The 17,252-nt window shown below is 45.2% G+C and carries 12 protein-coding genes; 5 read left to right on the forward strand and 7 right to left on the reverse strand.

Annotation, left to right across the window (positions count from 1 at the left end):
* The first annotated feature begins 185 nt into the window (after positions 1 to 185).
* The 3 genes from ydiJ (at position 186) to AC6I7V_RS05975 (ending at position 5,480) form a co-directional block, all read left to right on the forward strand.
* A complete protein-coding gene (ydiJ, locus tag AC6I7V_RS05965; RefSeq protein ID WP_498011531.1) occupies positions 186 to 3,221 on the forward strand; it encodes a D-2-hydroxyglutarate dehydrogenase YdiJ in 3,036 nt (1,011 codons plus the stop codon).
* A 59-nt stretch (positions 3,222 to 3,280) separates the two neighbouring features.
* Positions 3,281 to 3,742, forward strand: a complete 462-nt coding sequence (locus AC6I7V_RS05970; protein ID WP_255230873.1) for a methyltransferase family protein — start codon at positions 3,281 to 3,283, stop codon at positions 3,740 to 3,742.
* A gap of 133 nt (positions 3,743 to 3,875) precedes the next feature.
* Positions 3,876 to 5,480: a S1 family peptidase gene (locus AC6I7V_RS05975; protein ID WP_498011532.1), complete on the forward strand. Its 1,605-nt coding sequence runs from the start codon at positions 3,876 to 3,878 to the stop codon at positions 5,478 to 5,480.
* Between the two features lie 161 nt (positions 5,481 to 5,641).
* On the opposite strand, the gene AC6I7V_RS05980 is transcribed toward AC6I7V_RS05975, so the two are convergent.
* From AC6I7V_RS05980 to hutC, 6 genes are all read right to left on the reverse strand, one after another.
* Positions 5,642 to 6,367 carry a DUF3581 domain-containing protein gene (locus AC6I7V_RS05980; protein WP_498011533.1) on the reverse strand — a complete coding sequence of 242 codons (726 nt, stop codon included), beginning with the start codon at positions 6,365 to 6,367 and terminating at the stop codon, positions 5,642 to 5,644.
* A gap of 267 nt (positions 6,368 to 6,634) precedes the next feature.
* A complete protein-coding gene (gene hutH, locus AC6I7V_RS05985) occupies positions 6,635 to 8,167 on the reverse strand; it encodes a histidine ammonia-lyase (RefSeq protein WP_498011534.1) in 1,533 nt (510 codons plus the stop codon).
* A gap of 14 nt (positions 8,168 to 8,181) precedes the next feature.
* A complete protein-coding gene (gene hutU / locus AC6I7V_RS05990) occupies positions 8,182 to 9,876 on the reverse strand; it encodes a urocanate hydratase (protein WP_032549217.1) in 1,695 nt (564 codons plus the stop codon).
* A 44-nt stretch (positions 9,877 to 9,920) separates the two neighbouring features.
* Positions 9,921 to 10,916, reverse strand: coding sequence for a formimidoylglutamase (gene hutG / locus AC6I7V_RS05995; protein WP_498011535.1), 996 nt, complete (start codon positions 10,914 to 10,916; stop codon positions 9,921 to 9,923).
* The gene (gene hutI, locus AC6I7V_RS06000) at positions 10,903 to 12,147 is read right to left on the reverse strand and encodes an imidazolonepropionase (RefSeq protein ID WP_498011536.1); all 1,245 of its coding nucleotides are present in this window, start codon (positions 12,145 to 12,147) and stop codon (positions 10,903 to 10,905) included. Before hutI ends, hutG begins: the two co-directional genes overlap by 14 nt.
* Positions 12,148 to 12,252: 105 nt before the next feature.
* Positions 12,253 to 12,966 carry a histidine utilization transcriptional repressor HutC gene (hutC, locus tag AC6I7V_RS06005; protein ID WP_498011537.1) on the reverse strand — a complete coding sequence of 238 codons (714 nt, stop codon included), beginning with the start codon at positions 12,964 to 12,966 and terminating at the stop codon, positions 12,253 to 12,255.
* A 192-nt stretch (positions 12,967 to 13,158) separates the two neighbouring features.
* Between hutC and AC6I7V_RS06010 the strand changes: the two genes are divergently transcribed.
* Positions 13,159 to 13,905 (forward strand): sporulation protein, encoded by a 747-nt coding sequence (locus AC6I7V_RS06010; protein WP_498011538.1) that lies wholly within the window; start codon positions 13,159 to 13,161, stop codon positions 13,903 to 13,905.
* Positions 13,906 to 14,010: 105 nt separating this feature from the next.
* Here AC6I7V_RS06010 and AC6I7V_RS06015 read toward each other — a convergent pair whose 3' ends face one another.
* A complete protein-coding gene (locus AC6I7V_RS06015) occupies positions 14,011 to 14,988 on the reverse strand; it encodes a DUF3187 family protein (protein WP_498011539.1) in 978 nt (325 codons plus the stop codon).
* A 322-nt stretch (positions 14,989 to 15,310) separates the two neighbouring features.
* Here AC6I7V_RS06015 and thrS point away from each other — a divergent pair, with 322 nt between their 5' ends.
* Positions 15,311 to 17,239, forward strand: coding sequence for a threonine--tRNA ligase (thrS, locus tag AC6I7V_RS06020; protein ID WP_255230861.1), 1,929 nt, complete (start codon positions 15,311 to 15,313; stop codon positions 17,237 to 17,239).
* The last annotated feature ends 13 nt before the right edge of the window (positions 17,240 to 17,252 follow it).

A 17,252-nucleotide genomic window follows, 5' to 3' on the forward strand; every position in this document is an offset into this window, starting at 1 on the left:
ATTCAGTATACTGGTGCTGAATGAATAGAAAAGTGACTATTATTGCATTCTTGCACTGAGATTCTTATTTGATCACCTTTTTATATGAACTTATTAGTAGTAAAGTGACGAAATTCAAAGAAAATTATTAAAATTCTAATTTAACCCATTGCTGATAGGATCAGCGAAGTAGGGGCAGGAAGCAAATGTTACCAAGACTTCAACTCAATGCTGATGTCGATCCAGTTGTTGTTCGCTTTTTAGAAGAGTTAAAAGCGGCCGGTTTTACTGGTGACATCGAATCTCATTATTCAAGCCGCTTAGCCGTCGCAACCGATAATAGTGTTTATCAACAGTTGCCACAGGCGGTGGTACTCCCTAAGACTACTCACGATGTTTCGTTGGTCGGAAAAATAAGTGCCAAATCCACGTATGAAAGAGTGACTTTTTCGCCACGTGGCGGTGGTACTGGTACGAATGGGCAATCCTTGACGAAAGGTGTGGTGGTCGACCTCTCTCGATACATGAATCAAGTCATTGAGATAAACGAGAAAGAGGGTTGGGTGCGTGTTCAAGCGGGTATCGTCAAAGATCAATTGAACGATGCGATTCGACCTTATGGCTATTTCTTTTCCCCCGATCTTTCGACCAGTAACCGCGCCACACTTGGCGGTATGATCAATACGGATGCTTCTGGTCAAGGCTCGCTGAAATACGGCAAAACGTCCGATCATGTGTTATCGCTACAAGCGGTGTTTGCTGACGGTTCTATTCTGGAGTCAGACCTTTCAAATGGGTTACCTAACGTTGGTGAGTACGCCCATAAAGCGTTAGAAGTGACGGAATCTGTTTGTCGTGAAAAACGTCAACAAATCCTAGAAAAATTCCCACCATTGAACCGCTTTCTTACGGGTTACGACCTAAAGAACGCGTTGAATGAAGAAAACGACCGTTTTGATATCACTCGCGTCTTGTGTGGTGCAGAGGGGTCGTTGGCTTTTATTACTGAAGCCAAGCTAAATCTTACTCCTATTCCCAAAGCTCGAACGCTCGTCAACGTGAAATACAACTCGTTTGACTCTGCATTGCGTAATGCGCCATTTATGGTGGAAGCGAATGCTTTGTCTGTCGAAACCGTTGACTCACGAGTATTGAATCTCGCTAAGCAAGATATTGTTTGGCATACAGTGAGTGATTTGCTGACTGATGTGCCGAATAAAGAGATGCTCGGTATCAATATGGTTGAGTTTGCTGGTCAGGATGAGGCTGAAGTTGAAGCTCAAGTGAGTGCACTGACTGAACGCTTGAACCAAATGCTAGAAGTGGAAGAAGCGGGTATTATCGGTTTTCAAGTGTGCAGTGACTTAGCGAGCATAGGTCGTATCTATAACATGCGTAAAAAAGCCGTAGGCCTGTTGGGTGCCGCAAAAGGACGAGCTAAGCCTGTTGCATTTGCTGAAGATACTTGTGTGCCACCAGAGAACCTAGCTGACTTTATTGCGGAGTTCCGTGAACTGCTTGATGCTAAGTCTTTAAACTATGGCATGTTTGGCCACGTGGATGCGGGGGTTCTGCACGTGCGTCCAGCGCTGGATCTTTGCGATCCGAAACAAGAAGCGTTGATGCATGAAGTCTCCGATGACGTCGTTAAGCTGGTGGCGAAATACGGCGGCTTGATGTGGGGTGAACATGGTAAGGGTTATCGCTCTGAATATGGTCCAGACTTCTTTGGTCAAGAGCTGTTCACGGAGCTTCGTCGAGTAAAAGCGGCGTTTGACCCGCACAACAAGATGAACCCAGGTAAGATCTGTACACCGCTTGATAGTGATGCAGAGCTGGTTAAAGTCACCGACACTAAACGCGGTTACTACGATCGTCAGATTGATGTGCAAGTCCGTGATAGCTTCAAGCAAGCGATGGAGTGTAACGGCAACGGTCTATGTTTTAACTACGATACAAGCTCACCGATGTGCCCATCGATGAAGGTGACGGCTGATCGTCGTCATTCTCCAAAAGGCAGAGCGGGCTTAGTGCGTGAGTGGTTACGTCAATTGACCGAGCAGGGTGTCGATATCCTCGATTTGGAGCAACAAGCACTTAGCGACTCAACACCCGTTAAGACCATGATTGAACGTGTTCGTAACTCGCTGAACAAGCGTCACGAATACGACTTCTCTCATGAAGTACATGAAGCGATGAATGGCTGTCTTGCGTGTAAAGCGTGTGCGAGCCAGTGTCCGATTAAAGTTGACGTTCCAAGCTTCCGCTCTCGTTTCTTAAATATCTACTACTCTCGTTACCAACGTCCGGCGAAAGACTATTTGGTGGCGAACATTGAAACCATGTTGCCGTTAATGGCAAAAGCGCCAAAAGTTGTCAACGCGGCTCTGTCTCAGAAGTGGGTGAAAAGCGCGACAGCAAAAACCGTAGGTTATGTTGATGCACCTTTGATGTCTGTGCCTACGCTGGATAAGCGACTATCTGAAAAGCAGCTCAAGGCGTTTGACTTACAGTACTTAGAAGGTCTGTCGAAGGAACAAAAACAACAGCACGTTCTGATCGTTCAAGACCCATTCACCAGTTATTACGACGCAGACGTGGTTGAAGACTTTGTCTCGTTACTTATTAAGCTTGGGAAAACTCCGGTTGTTCTACCATTCAAACCAAATGGTAAGGCTCAACATATAAAGGGCTTCTTGAGCAAATTTGCTAAGAACGCCAAATCGACCGCTGATTTCTTATCGCTTATTGCGGATATCGGTATACCACTTGTGGGTGTTGATCCGGCTCTGGTACTTTGTTACCGCGATGAATACTTAGAAGTTCTCGGTGATAAGCGTGGTGATTTTGATGTACTCACCGTGCATGAATGGATGCTGCCACGTCTTCAAGAGTTTGCTACTCGCGAGTCTAGCGAAGAGATGTGGTACCTGTTTGCTCACTGTACTGAAAAGACCAAAATGCCAAATGCAGAGAAAGAGTGGGGCGCAATATTCGCTCACTTTGGTGCCGGGTTAACGACGGTGCCTGTGGGTTGTTGTGGTATGGCCGGTACTTTTGGTCACGAAGTCGATAAGCTACAGATGTCGAAAGATATCTATGGATTGAGTTGGAAGCCACAAATTCAAGATCTTCCGAAAGATCGATGCCTTGCAACCGGGTATTCTTGCAGAAGTCAGGTTAAGCGCTTCGAGGGAGAGAAACTTGCTCACCCACTACAAGCACTTGAAAGATTGATATAAATGATGAAGCCCAGCAATGACTGGGCTTTTTAATATCTCAATATCGCATAGGGAAGGCTATGAAGTTCTTGGAATTAAAAGTACCACCGCTCGCGCTATTTGTTGTTTTTTTGTTGTTGTCGTATTGGCTAGCCAATAGTCTGACGTCAGCCTCGTTCTCTCTTCCTTATCATCAGCTCATATTATTCGTGGGTATCTTGAGTAGCGGTGTGATTGGCCTTTCTGCGGTTTGGGAATTCAAAAAATATAAAACTACCGTCAATCCAATCAAAGTGGACAGTGCCTCATTGGTGGTTGATTCAGGTATCTTCGGATACAGCAGAAACCCAATGTATCTTGCGCTCTTCATCCTGCTCTTTTGTTTCGGATATTATCTTCAAAATCTATTTAGTCTTGCGCTTAGCTTGTTGTTCGTTATCTATATGAACCGCTTTCAAATCCTTCCTGAAGAGCAAGCATTGGAATCGCTATTTGGGGCTGAATACGTTGATTACAAACAGAAAGTTCGCCGCTGGATTTAAAAAGGTGATCTGTAAATGAGAATAAATCTCACACCTTAATGTACGTCACAAAAATACAAAACTCATGTTTCATATGTTTTATTTATAAATTAGCCTGCGCCAACTAATAGAAGTATTTAAGGCTAGGTAAAATATGAAACAGACTAAATTGCTGTCCGCTGTTATTGGATTGGCATGTTTGTCTTCGACATCAGCGTTCGCTGACGTTTCTTCTCGAATAATTAATGGTGAGCAAGCTGCTACGGATAGCTGGCCATTTATGACGGCACTTGTATTTAAAGATATTGATGCGTACAACGGACAATTTTGCGGTGCAAGTTATATAGGAAAGCGTTATGTCTTGACAGCTTCACACTGTGTTGACGCTATGAGTGGTAAAGATTTCGATGTAGTTATCGGGACATCGAATCTCGCTTCAAGTGAGGCGGAGAGCCATCGATATTCTGTGAAAAATATCTACATGCATGCCGATTACAACCGCATTCGATTGAACAACGATATTGCTATATTGGAATTAACGGAAGAGCCTCAAGAGAAACAGGTTTCTTTAGTTGATCGCTTTACACGCGGGAATCTACAAAATGGTCAAACCTTAACGGTCATGGGATGGGGAGATCAAGACGCCTCAGACCGCTACGCTTCAAATAGTAACTTGTTCCAGGTGAATGTACCTCTAGTCGACCAAGCTATATGCCAAGCTGCGGGTGATAATAACTCGAACTATGGTTTTATTGGCGATGATGCGTTCTGTGCGGGCTTTCCTGCTGGTGGGAAAGACTCTTGTCAAGGTGACAGTGGTGGCCCCATCATTTTAGAAACCAATGGGAGTTACGAACAGTTAGGTATTGTTAGTTGGGGAGATGGATGTGCCCAAGCTAATGCTTATGGTGTTTACACCAACATAAGCCATTTTGAATCATGGATCGCTGATAAAACAAAAGGCTTTAGCTATCGTGAAAATGAGTACCTTGGTATGCGTACTCCTGGAGAGCTTACTCATACCTTTGAGTTTGCAAACTACAGTGATCAGGTAATTACGGTTTCTAATGTCACTCCGTTGAAAGGTGCTGTCATCGTTAACAACGGTTGTAACAACATTGCGGTTGGTGAAACTTGTCAAATCCAAGTGACCAAAGAGATTAATTTAATCGGCAAGGACCCATTTGGTGTCCAGATAAATACCGATTTGGCAGGGTCTGAGGTGGTAACAAGTAATGTGAATGTGATAGGTGCTCGTGAGTTAAATCAAAATGCCGCCTCTCTGATTAATATTCCAAACAGTGAAATATTGAGCACCGAAGCGTGGAGAGTGGAAGGCAGTGAGATCGTTTCACCATCACTAAGTCATGCTCAAATAGCTCGTATCAGTATCCAGGGTATTCCAAGAGGTACAGTATCGTTAGACTTGAATGTGTCGACTGAGCAAAACTACGATTATATGCTTATTTTTGTTAATGGACAGTTAGAATACTCTAAGTCGGGTACTGGATCAGATACTGCTCAGCTTAGATTAGTCCGTGAAACTGGCAATAGCATAATGATTGCTTATGCAAAGGACGAAAATGGTATTGGTGGCCAAGATAAAATTAAGTTCAGCAACCTTAAATACACTAATGAGGTTGTGATCTCTAAATCAAGTGGTACTCAAGTCGCTAAGTCGGGCGGCGGCGGTGGTTCATTTAGCTGGCACTGGTTGCTAATGTTAGTGGGCGTTGGTTTACTAAGAAAACGCCACTAATTTCCCAGTGTTTTGATTTAAAGAGCTTCATAGTGTGAAGCTCTTTTTGTTGAAACCTTACCTGTCGTCAATTAGGTTGCAGACATCAAAAAGCCCAGCTTATCTCAAGCTGGGCTTTATAATTTTTGCTATTGCTTTGCGCTATAGAGAAGTTTGACTCATTAAGCGGCTGCAGCGAACTGTGCTAGAAACATATCTTTGCGCTCGTTGAAGCGGTTTACTAGGTCGTCAACTGACGCTTGGTCGTATGGCTTAAGACCACTTGCTACCATGCGTTTAACGCCTTTACCAACCACTTCGCCATTTTCTTTAAAATCGAAGTTAAGAGTTACCACACCGCGCTTGCCTTCAACGTCGAATGTTGCGCCAGAGAACGCAACTTCTGGGTGAGTTAGGTCTAAACGAGAAAACTCTACTTCCATGCTTTCATAGATAACCAGAGGACGTTGGCAGTTGATCATCATCTGTTGCTCTTCCATAAGAGGAACCATGATGTGCGGGAAGTTCATGCCCGAGAACTGAACGTAGTTAGTCACGACATGCTCGATGAAGGCTTGATCTTGGCTTGTTTCACCTTCACATGTCATGTGTAGGTACTCTTTGCCTTTCTCATCAACAACAGCACTTTCTTTATCGCATTTGTTTTCTACATCTAATGCAATGCCATCGCTTACCATGCCTGAAAAATCAAAACGCATCTTTTGGCTGATGCCTTGCTTTTGCAGTAGAACCGCAAATAGTAGGTCGCCAGGTACACAGAAGCGTTTGTTATCTTCATCGTGAATTGGGTTGAAATCACCAGCAACCTTTTTTGCGAAGTGACTAGCTTGTTCACGAGTGAATTGAAATTTGTTTTCTTCAGTAGAAACGTATGGTGTTAGAAACATAATACCGCTATTCATTATCAAAACTGGGGCGATTATAACGGACTAATTCGAATCTAATGGTCTATCCAGTTAGTGACTGTGTTCATATTCTACTGATCGACCGTGTAGGTTTTATGTGATCTTGATTGTTATATTGATGCTGCAAATGGCAGGGGTGACTAGGAAGGTAAAGGGGCAAATTATTAAAGCCTGCACTCGATACTCGGGGTAATGAAGTGCAGGCTTAGTCGGTTAAGCAGCTAATTTATTAGCTTAGAAAATTGCTACTTAGAAACTACATAGAATACCGTCAGGCATTAGATGGTTGTGTACTGAAAGCTTAAGCAGCAAGTTAGCTTGTTCAATGTCTGGCGCGAAATAGCGGTCTTTGTCGTAGAAGCTGACTTTCTCTCGTAGAATTTGCTTCGCTTCTTCCACTCTAGCTGAAGACTTGTTTGGCGCTCGGAAATCAAGCCCTTGCGCTGCTGACAAGTATTCAACGGCAAGGATGCCACGGGTATTTTCGGCCATGTCACGTAAGCGACGGCCTGCGAATGTTGCCATTGATACGTGATCTTCCTGGTTTGCAGAGGTTGGCAAACTATCAACCGAAGCAGGGTGCGCGAGTGTTTTGTTTTCACTTGCTAGTGCCGCAGAAGTTACCTGAGCGATCATAAAGCCTGAGTTCACACCACCGTTATCGACCAAGAATGGAGGTAGTTTGCTTAATGCGCTATCGATAAGCAGAGCCATGCGTCGCTCTGACAAGCTACCGATTTCTGCAATCGCGAGGGCTAAGTTATCAGCGGCCATTGCCACAGGTTCTGCGTGGAAGTTACCACCAGAAATAATATTGCCATCGTCTGCAAACACTAATGGATTATCAGACACAGAGTTTGCTTCAATATTTAGGATATCCGCTGCATTTCTAATCTGTTGCAAACAAGCACCCATCACTTGAGGCTGACAACGCAGTGAATACGGATCTTGAACCTTTTCACAACAAGTATGAGACTCACCAATTTCACTGGTTTGATCGAGTAGGTGACGGTAAGCCAGTGCAGCGTCCATTTGACCACGGTGGCCACGTACGCGGTGGATACGAGGGTCGAAAGGTCGACGGCTTCCAAGCGCCGCTTCTACTGACATCGCACCACATACTGTTGCAGACGCAAATAGATCTTCTGCCGCAAACAGGCCTTCTAGTGCAAATGCTGTAGAAGCTTGAGTGCCGTTGAGTAGTGCTAGACCCTCTTTCGGTGCGAGGGTAATTGGCTCAAGCCCTGCAATTTGCATCGCTTCTAGGCCAGTAATGATCTTGCCGTTGTGACGCGCTTGACCTTCACCCAGTAGAACCGTACTCATATGAGCAAGGGGTGCCAAGTCGCCCGATGCACCTACAGAGCCTTTTTGTGGCACACAAGGATAGACTTGCGCGTTCACTAGGTCGATAAGTGCATTGATGACCTTAAGACGAATACCTGAATAGCCACGTGACAAGCTGTTGATCTTTAGCACCATCATTAGACGAACGGTTTCGTCAGACATGAACTTGCCGATACCAGCCGCATGCGAAAGCACGATACTTTTCTGTAGTACTTCTAAATCTTCAGGTGCGATTTTCGTGTTTGCGAGTAAGCCAAAACCAGTGTTGATGCCATACACGGTACGATCTTCGGCGATCACTTGTTCAACGACCTGAGTGCTTGCTTCGATATCCGGAATGGCTTCAGGGTCCAACGATAGGTTCACTGGGCTACGGCTGATTTTACGAAGCTCGGATAGGCCAAGTTGTCCTGGTTTCAGTAATAGGTTCAACATATCTTCTCTCACTCTTAAAGCTTACGTAGTTCAGCGTTTAGCATAGGTAGGTCTAGTTTTTGGTCTTTCGCGCACTGCTTCGCAATGTCGTAGCCTGCATCAGCGTGTCGCATTACACCAGTCGCTGGGTCGTTGTGCAGTACGCGAGCAATACGACGAGACGCATCATCACTACCATCACAACAGATCACCATGCCTGAGTGCTGCGAGAAGCCCATACCTACACCACCACCGTGGTGCAGAGATACCCAAGTTGCGCCGCCAGCTGTGTTCAGTAGTGCGTTGAGTAGTGGCCAATCTGATACAGCGTCAGAGCCATCCATCATGCTTTCTGTTTCACGGTTAGGGCTTGCTACTGAGCCTGAATCTAGGTGGTCACGACCAATAACGACGGGTGCTTTTAGTTCGCCATTTTTAACCATTTCGTTGAACGCCTGACCTAAACGCTCACGGTCTTTCAAACCAACCCAACAGATACGAGCAGGTAAACCTTGGAATTGAATGCGTTCACGAGCCATATCTAGCCAGTTGTGAAGATGTGGGTTGTCCGGAATCAACTCTTTTACTTTCTGGTCAGTTTTGTAGATATCTTCTGGATCACCAGACAGTGCAGCCCAACGGAATGGACCAATACCTTCACAGAAAAGAGGGCGGATATATTGAGGAACGAAACCTGGGAAATCGAATGCGTTTTCGACGCCTTCTTCCAGTGCCATTTGACGAATGTTATTACCATAGTCCACGGTTGCTGCACCGCGTTCTTGCAGATCTAGCATCGCTTGCACTTGGATCGCCATAGATTGCTTCGCAGCTTTTACTACTTTCGCTTCATCGGCTAAGCGCTCTTCCGCTGCTTTCTCCATTGACCAACCTTGAGGTAGGTAGCCATTGAGTGGGTCGTGAGCAGAGGTTTGGTCTGTTACGGCATCTGGGGTGATGTTGCGTTCAACAAGTTCTGGGAATACGTCGGCTGCGTTACCAAGTAGACCAACAGAGACGGGTGTTTCAGATTCTGTAATGATAGCCATTGCTTCATCTAGGCTGGTAGCTTTTTTGTCTACATAGCCAGTACGCAGACGGTAATCGATACGAGATTCGTCACACTCAACCGCGATCATAGAGAAACCTGCCATGGTTGCCGCTAGAGGTTGAGCGCCGCCCATCCCGCCAAGGCCGCCAGTTAGGATCCAGCGACCTTTTGCATCACCATTGAAGTGCTGTTTAGCCATTGCAACGAAGGTTTCGTAAGTACCCTGAACGATGCCTTGTGAGCCGATGTAGATCCAGCTACCTGCGGTCATTTGGCCGTACATCATCAAGCCTTGTTTATCGAGCTCGTTAAAGTGCTCCCAGTTTGCCCAGTGCGGTACTATATTTGAGTTGGCAATTAATACACGTGGTGCGTCTTTATGAGTTGGGAAAACGCCCACTGGTTTGCCTGACTGTACCAATAGGGTTTGGTCGTCTTCTAGGCGCTCTAGTACTTCAACAATAGTATCGAAGCATTTCCAGTCGCGAGCAGCGCGGCCAATACCACCATATACAACCAGCGAGTGAGGGTGCTCAGCTACGTCTGGGTCTAGGTTGTTCATTAACATGCGTAGTGGCGCTTCTGTCAGCCAAGATTTAGTACGCAGTGTCGTACCATGCGGAGCGCGAATCTCACGTGAGGTATCTAGGCGAGGGTCGCTATTGTGATGTTCCGTCATGTTGGATTTCCTTATGTTCACGTTATCTTTTGTTTTTATTAAAGTTATGCGTTTGCCATAGCGTTGGCGATATCCCAACATAGGCGCGCAGCAAGTCGAGCCGTTTGTTGGTCTATGTCGTAATTTGGGTTGTACTCAGCAATGTCAGCGAGTAGCAATTTATCAGGGTGTTGAAGTACTAGTTCTAACAGCGGCGCGAGATTGTCATAGCTGACTCCACGTGCTGCTGGAGCACTGACTCCGGGTGCAGTAGCTGCTGGGAAAACATCAAGATCGATGGTTAGGTATAAGTAGTCGCACTGTTTGATAAATTCAGACAGCTTTTCTAAGTTACCGACTAGGTTAGGGTAGGTGATCTGGTGGTCGTTCAAATACCACACATTGAGCGCGTCTGCTTTTTTAAACAGAGCTTGCGTATTGCTCGCAGCGCTCACGCCTAAACAAGCGTAATGAAACGGCCAGCCATTATTTTGGCACCATTGGTGGATCTGATTGAATGGCGTGCCAGAGCTTGGTTTTACATCGGCAATCTCGCTTTCATGTTCACGCAAATCGAAATGCGCGTCGAAGTTGACGATGCCGATACGAGGTGGTTGGTCTTGTGATCTCTGATCAAGGTGGTTGGCTAACCCCTGAAATGATGACCAAGCAATCTCATGTCCACCCCCCAATACGATAGTGCGTGTTTCCTTAAGGGCTTCAGTCACAACCTCCGCACACTGTGTTTGTGCGTGAGTCAGATCATCACCTTCACACGTTACATTTCCGAGATCGTAAACATTCGCTTTGTTATGCCAAGCCATATTTGCGAGTGCTTGGCGAATGAGGTTCGGTGATTGCTTAGCTCCGACGCGTCCTTTGTTTCGTGCGACGCCAGCGTCAGTTTCAAAGCCGATAAGGGCAACGCCTTGCTCAGAAGGGATATTCTGACAATCAACGATCTGCGTGATGTGGTGAACTCGTTTACCATCCACTCCATCTTCTAGGTCATCACGACCTGTCCACTTGTGATTGTGCTGGGTTAGATTAGAAGCTGTCATGACATAGCTCTCCTGCAACGATACGTTTGGATAGACGTGGTACACCGACCTGATAGCTAAGATCCGCTGGGTGCTCAATGTTCCAGATTGCGAAGTCTGCGTCGTAACCTTCTACAATTTTCCCGCGAGAACCGGCTTTGCCAATGGCTTGCGCTGCGTGGCAGGTAACGCCTCTCAAAGACTCTTCCGGAGTTAAACCAAAGAGAGTGCAGCCCATGTTCATCATCAACGTGAGATCAGCAAAGGGTGAAGTACCGGGATTTAAGTCGGTAGCAAGAGCCATTGGTACTTTGTATTCACGTAGATGTTCGATAGGTGGTAACTGGGTCTCTTTTAAAAAGTAGAAAGCGCCCGGTAGCAGGTTTGCGACGGTATTGTTTTCATTTAGTGCTTGCACGCCAGCAAGGTCGAGATATTCAATATGATCGACAGAGGTCGCTCCATAGTTTGCGGCTAATGCACTGCCGCCCATATTAGAGAGTTGTTCAGTGTGACCTTTGATAGACAAGCCATGCTTTATGGCCGCTTGAAAGATGCGCTCGGTTTGCTCTAACGTAAAGCCAATCGACTCACAAAACACATCGACTGAATCTGCAAGCTTTTCCGCAGCGACTCGTGGGATGATAGTGTCACAGATAAGGTCGACATACTCATCGGCGTTGTCTTTAAACTCAGGTGGAACGGTATGTGCCGCCAAAAGTGTAGTTGTGATACGCACACGACGATGGTTTTCTAAAGCCTTAGCTGCTCTGAGCATCTTTAACTCGTCTTCGAGTGTCAATCCATAGCCGGACTTAACTTCAACCGTGGTAACGCCACTACTTAGCAGACCATCGAGGCGTGGTAGCGCTAGCTCAATGAGTTCTTCTTCACTCGCGGCACGTGTTGCTCGAACTGTCGATAAGATTCCGCCACCTTGCGCTGCGATGTCAGTGTAGGCTGCACCTTTTAATCTCATCTCAAACTCATTAGCACGATTACCCGCGTAAATAAGGTGAGTGTGGCTGTCGATCAACCCTGGGGTTACCAACTTACCTGAACAGTCAACAACCTGATGATCTGACATTGATTCTTGTGTGGCAAATGCGTTTGACTCTGATGGGACAATTTGAGCAATTTTGCCATCTACGATTAGCACGTCTTGAAGCGCAGATATTGCGTAGCCGCTCTCGCCAACTTCCATTGAGCAAATACTGGCATTTTTGAGAATCAAGTTTTTCACCATTTCCATCGTTAACCTTGGTTGTTTAAATGTATATACAAATAAATAGGCTAAAGCGATTAACTAATCAAGTTGATGTTGCAAAATTGTGATCAATAAGCAGGATGATGTGCTTTAATTGAGCAGTATTTTGGAGCTTAATTTGTATTTGGAACCAGGGTGATAAAGCAGTGCAAAGCTAACCAAGCGTTCGGCACTCCAAGTACGGCGATTGAGGAGTAAGCAAGGCTCGTTAGCTGCCATTTCTAGGCTCTTCTGAACTCTAGCGTCTGGCACAATGGCTTCTACAGTGTGCTCTATGGCACTCAATGGGCAGCTGTTTGAGAGGTATTCGTTCGGAGTAGCGTGAGTGAAATCTTGGTCAAGGTAGTGAGGAACAATGTCCGAATTCACCCATCGGCATTCTAACTGGGTTGGTGTTTCGTTAGAAAAGTGGATGATTTCGCTATAAAAAATAGGTGTATTTATCATGACGCCCAGTTGCATAGCGGTCTTTTCATCCGCGTTGATTTGCAGGTGCTTCAGCACTTGGCTTCGATGATCTTGTCCACGTTCACGTATCTCTTGAGCGATGTTATTGATGTCGAGCAGAGGAGATTGCGCCTTTTCTGTCGGCTCGCAGACGAAAGTACCGAGACGAGGCTTACGCACCAACTTCCCTTCACTTACCAGATCTCTGATAGCCTTATTCACCGTCATTCGACTTACGTTAAACTGTTCGGTCAGCTCTAACTCTGTGGTAATTCTGTGACCGGGCGGCCAGTGCCCCTTAGAAATTTTGTCATCTATAAACTGCTTGATCTGCAAATATAACGGCGCGTTCGACATACTTAACCCTCAATTGACTATACAAATAGAGTACCTGATTTGCGAACGATTACAATATTTACGCGAAATGTGGGGTGTGATGACTCATGGATGGGGCAAATTACTTGCTAATATGATGCAACTGCAGCAAATTGGTCGTTTGACCCTCAAGTCATTAGTCATTCAAAAACGATAATTCTAAAAAGGGAAAGTATGTTTAAAAAACTAAAAGCCTCGTTGGGTATAGGTGCGGCTAAAGTTGACACAGTTTTGGATAATATCGAAGTGTTCCAAGGTGGGGAATTATCCGGAAACGTCCATATTCTCGGTGGTGATGTAGAGCAGCAGATCGATCTGATTAATTTGGTGCTGAATACCGAAGTCAAAGTGGAAACGGAAGACAGCACAAGTTACGAGACCTTTTCTTTAGGAAGAATTCAAGCAGTAGAGCCATTCACCATTCAACCTGGTGAAACTAAGAAAGTCCCATTTCGCTTAAAGTTGAATGATGAAACGCCAATCACAGCACTCAATGCGAAAATGAATCAGTGCCATGTATGGGTAGAAACGAACCTAGATATCGGTTTCGCAATTGATCCTAAAGATCGCGACTTTATCGTTGTTAAGCCTCTGCCGACGGTTGAAAAGATCATCCAAGGTGTTGAGGCTGCGGGGATGACAATGGTCAAAGCCGACGTTGAAAAGGGCTACTTAAAAGGCAACACCTTCTCGTCTGTGTCGGGTTGCTACCAAGAGATAGAATTTAGAAATGGCGGTTTCATCAACAACAAAGAGATTGAGCTTTCATTTATTATCGTGAATGGTAATACGGTTCACTGCCTAGCTGAAATCGATCGTTCATTGAGTTTCCGTGGTGACCAGTACATCTCATTTAGCCTGCCAATCAATGCGTCTGATAGTGATATCAATTCTGCTGTTTCTCGTATCATGAGCTCATAAGTAAGTAGTTTATGTAGTCACTAAGCAAGAGTAAGCCGTGTCGATGCGCGGCTTTTTGTCTCTGGCCCATTCAAGTGAATGGATTGGTACATTCTATTGAGCAACTTACTCACTGCTTCTGATTCGATGACGATAAGCTATTTGAAAGCCAACATCGGTCGAGTTATCCATATTGATGATGTTTTCAATAATCGATAGCTCAACCGCGCCAAACGGCAATTTGTAGCGGTAACCGAAGAGAATTTCGTTGGCAGACTCTGAAAACTCGGTAGGGCCATTCTCTGCACCTTCATAAAGTCGATATTCCAAATGAAGTTCATGATTGGTGAGCAACTCCAAGCGATACCCAACCATAAAAGAGAGCAGGGTACTTTTGTGCGGAAAGTCATTCTCTCGTTCGTAGTCGGATTGGTGAGTGATTGCGATAGAGGAGTAGATACTTTGATCCGTAAATGCATAGCTGTAATTTAACTGCGCACTCTGCTCAAAACTTTCCCCTTCAAAGATACCGTTATTAACGTTGTTTTTATAAAGAGCGATACCCAATGACAGGCCGTGAGATGGTGTATTGATGAATTGGTATTGGCTATATAGCGTAAAGGCGCTGGTCAGAGTGTCCCCAGAGAAGTTGGAAATGTTGACACCATGTTGCGGTGCATAAATGTCGAATTCGTGTTTGTTTTTTTGGTCGCGCCCTGCTTGGTCAATATTAAAGAAGTCGTGAAAATCGATAATCAAACTATCAAGGTGATTATTGCCGGCATATAGCCAGCGGTAATTGAGTTCAAATTGCCAATCACTGTTGACTTGCCAGCGTAGTCCGGTGTGGAGTTGGTTTTGATAATAGTCGAGATGATAGTCATAGGAGTTAGCCCAGATACTCGCTGCAGTAAAGCTGGTAAAAAGCTCAATATCACCATCACTAATAGGGAAACCTGAACGTAGGGTTGGCGTATGACGCGTTGAATGCAGAGGGGACTGGACATAACTCAATAGCGGTCCATATTCATCGCTAGCAAAGCTAGGCGCAGTATGAAAGAGAGTCACAAAGCTCAGCGTTTGAATCAAAACTCTGTTTTTCATTCCCACCCCCAAGGTTAACTAGCGATAGTAAGTTAAGCTTAGTGGTAAAAGTGATATTTAACATTTTATTAACCTTTGTTTTTTGGTTTGAATTTTTGGCTTTTTGTGCTTACTGAAAGTGCATGGGAGAAAGCGATCATTGTTATTTAATATGAATTCGTTACAATGCCTGCTCGCTTTTTAAAGAGGCATCTGTATTTGTTTCTTGAAAAGTGAATTTTACTTATGCATATATCCCCAACCAACTCCGCTTGGTTGACCGACATATATTAAACATTTTCATGTGTTGCTTGGTGTGCAACACCACTGTAAAGGACAAATAATGCCAATTATTACTCTTCCTGACGGCAGTCAGCGTCAATTTGACAACCCTGTATCAACTCTAGATGTTGCCCTATCAATCGGTCCTGGTCTTGCTAAAGCAACCATTGCTGGTCGTGTAGATGGCGAGCGTGTTGATGCTTGCGACCTAATCGAGAACGATGCAAGCCTAGAAATCATCACCGCTAAAGATGAAGTTGATGGTCTTGAAATTGTACGTCACTCTTGTGCTCACCTTCTTGGTCACGCTGTTAAACAGCTATTCCCAGAAGCGAAAATGGCGATCGGTCCAACGATCGACAACGGCTTCTACTACGACATCGATCTAGAGCACTCTCTAACGCAAGAAGATCTTGAGAAGATTGAAAAGCGCATGAAAGAGCTGGCTAAGACCAAGTACCAGGTTGTTAAGAAGAAAGTTAGCTGGCAGGAAGCGCGTGATGCTTTCGAAGCTCGCGGCGAAACATACAAAATGGAAATCCTAGACGAGAACGTTTCTAAAGACGACCGTCCAGGTCTATACCACCATGAAGAATACATCGATATGTGTCGTGGTCCACACGTACCACATATGGGTTTCTGTCAGCACTTCACTCTACTTAACGTAGCGGGTGCTTACTGGCGTGGTAACAGTGATAACAAGATGCTACAACGTATCTACGGTACTGCATTCCACGATAAAAAAGCGCTTAAGGCTCACCTAGTTCGCCTAGAAGAAGCTGCAAAGCGTGACCACCGTAAAATCGGTAAAGCATTGGATCTATTCCACATGCAGCAAGAAGCACCAGGCATGGTGTTCTGGCACCACAACGGTTGGACTATTTTCCGTGAACTAGAAGTATTCATTCGTCAAAAACTGAACGAATACGAGTACCAAGAAGTGAAAGGTCCTCTAATGATGGATCGTGTGCTTTGGGAACGCTCTGGTCACTGGGACAAATACGCAGAAGCGATGTTCACAACATCTTCAGAGAACCGTGAATACGCGATCAAGCCAATGAACTGTCCAGGTCACGTACAGATCTTCAACCAAGGTCTTAAATCTTACCGTGATCTACCACTGCGTATGGCTGAGTTCGGCTCATGTCACCGTAACGAGCCATCTGGCGCGCTTCACGGTATCATGCGTGTTCGTGGCTTTACTCAAGATGATGCGCACGTATTCTGTACTGAAGACCAAGTTCAACAAGAAGTTAAAGCTTGTATTGAAATGGTTTACGACACTTACACAACATTCGGTTTCGAAAACATCGTTGTTAAGCTGTCTACTCGTCCAGAGCAACGCGTAGGTTCTGATGAAATGTGGGACCGTGCTGAGGCCGACCTCAAGCAAGCACTAGCAGCAATGGACATTGCATACGAGATTCAAGAAGGTGAGGGCGCGTTCTACGGTCCTAAGATTGAATTTACTTTGCATGATTGTTTGGACCGTGCATGGCAATGTGGTACAGTGCAGCTCGATTTTGCATTACCAGAGCGTCTAGGTGCAACTTACGTTGGTGAAGATAACGAGCGTCACACGCCAGTTATGATTCACCGCGCGATTTTAGGTTCACTAGAGCGCTTCATCGGTATTTTAATTGAAGAATACGCTGGCTTCTTCCCAACGTGGTTGGCGCCAGAACAAGCAGTTGTAATGGGCATTACCGATAAACAGTCGGAATACGTACAAGAAATTACGAAAAAACTGCAAAAAAGTGGATTTAGAGTCAAAGCAGACTTGAGAAATGAGAAGATTGGCTTTAAAATTCGCGAACACACTTTGAAACGTGTACCGTTCATGCTTGTATGTGGTGACCAAGAAATGGAAGCCGGTGAAATTGCAGTACGTACACGTAAAGGTAAAGACCTAGGCAAGTTTAAAGTGGATGACTTTATTTCTTACATCCAAGCCGAGGTTTCAAGCCGTAAGCTCAATCTGGAGGAATAAGCTATTAAAGGCG

Source organism: Vibrio sp. KUL70 (assembly GCF_059725515.1).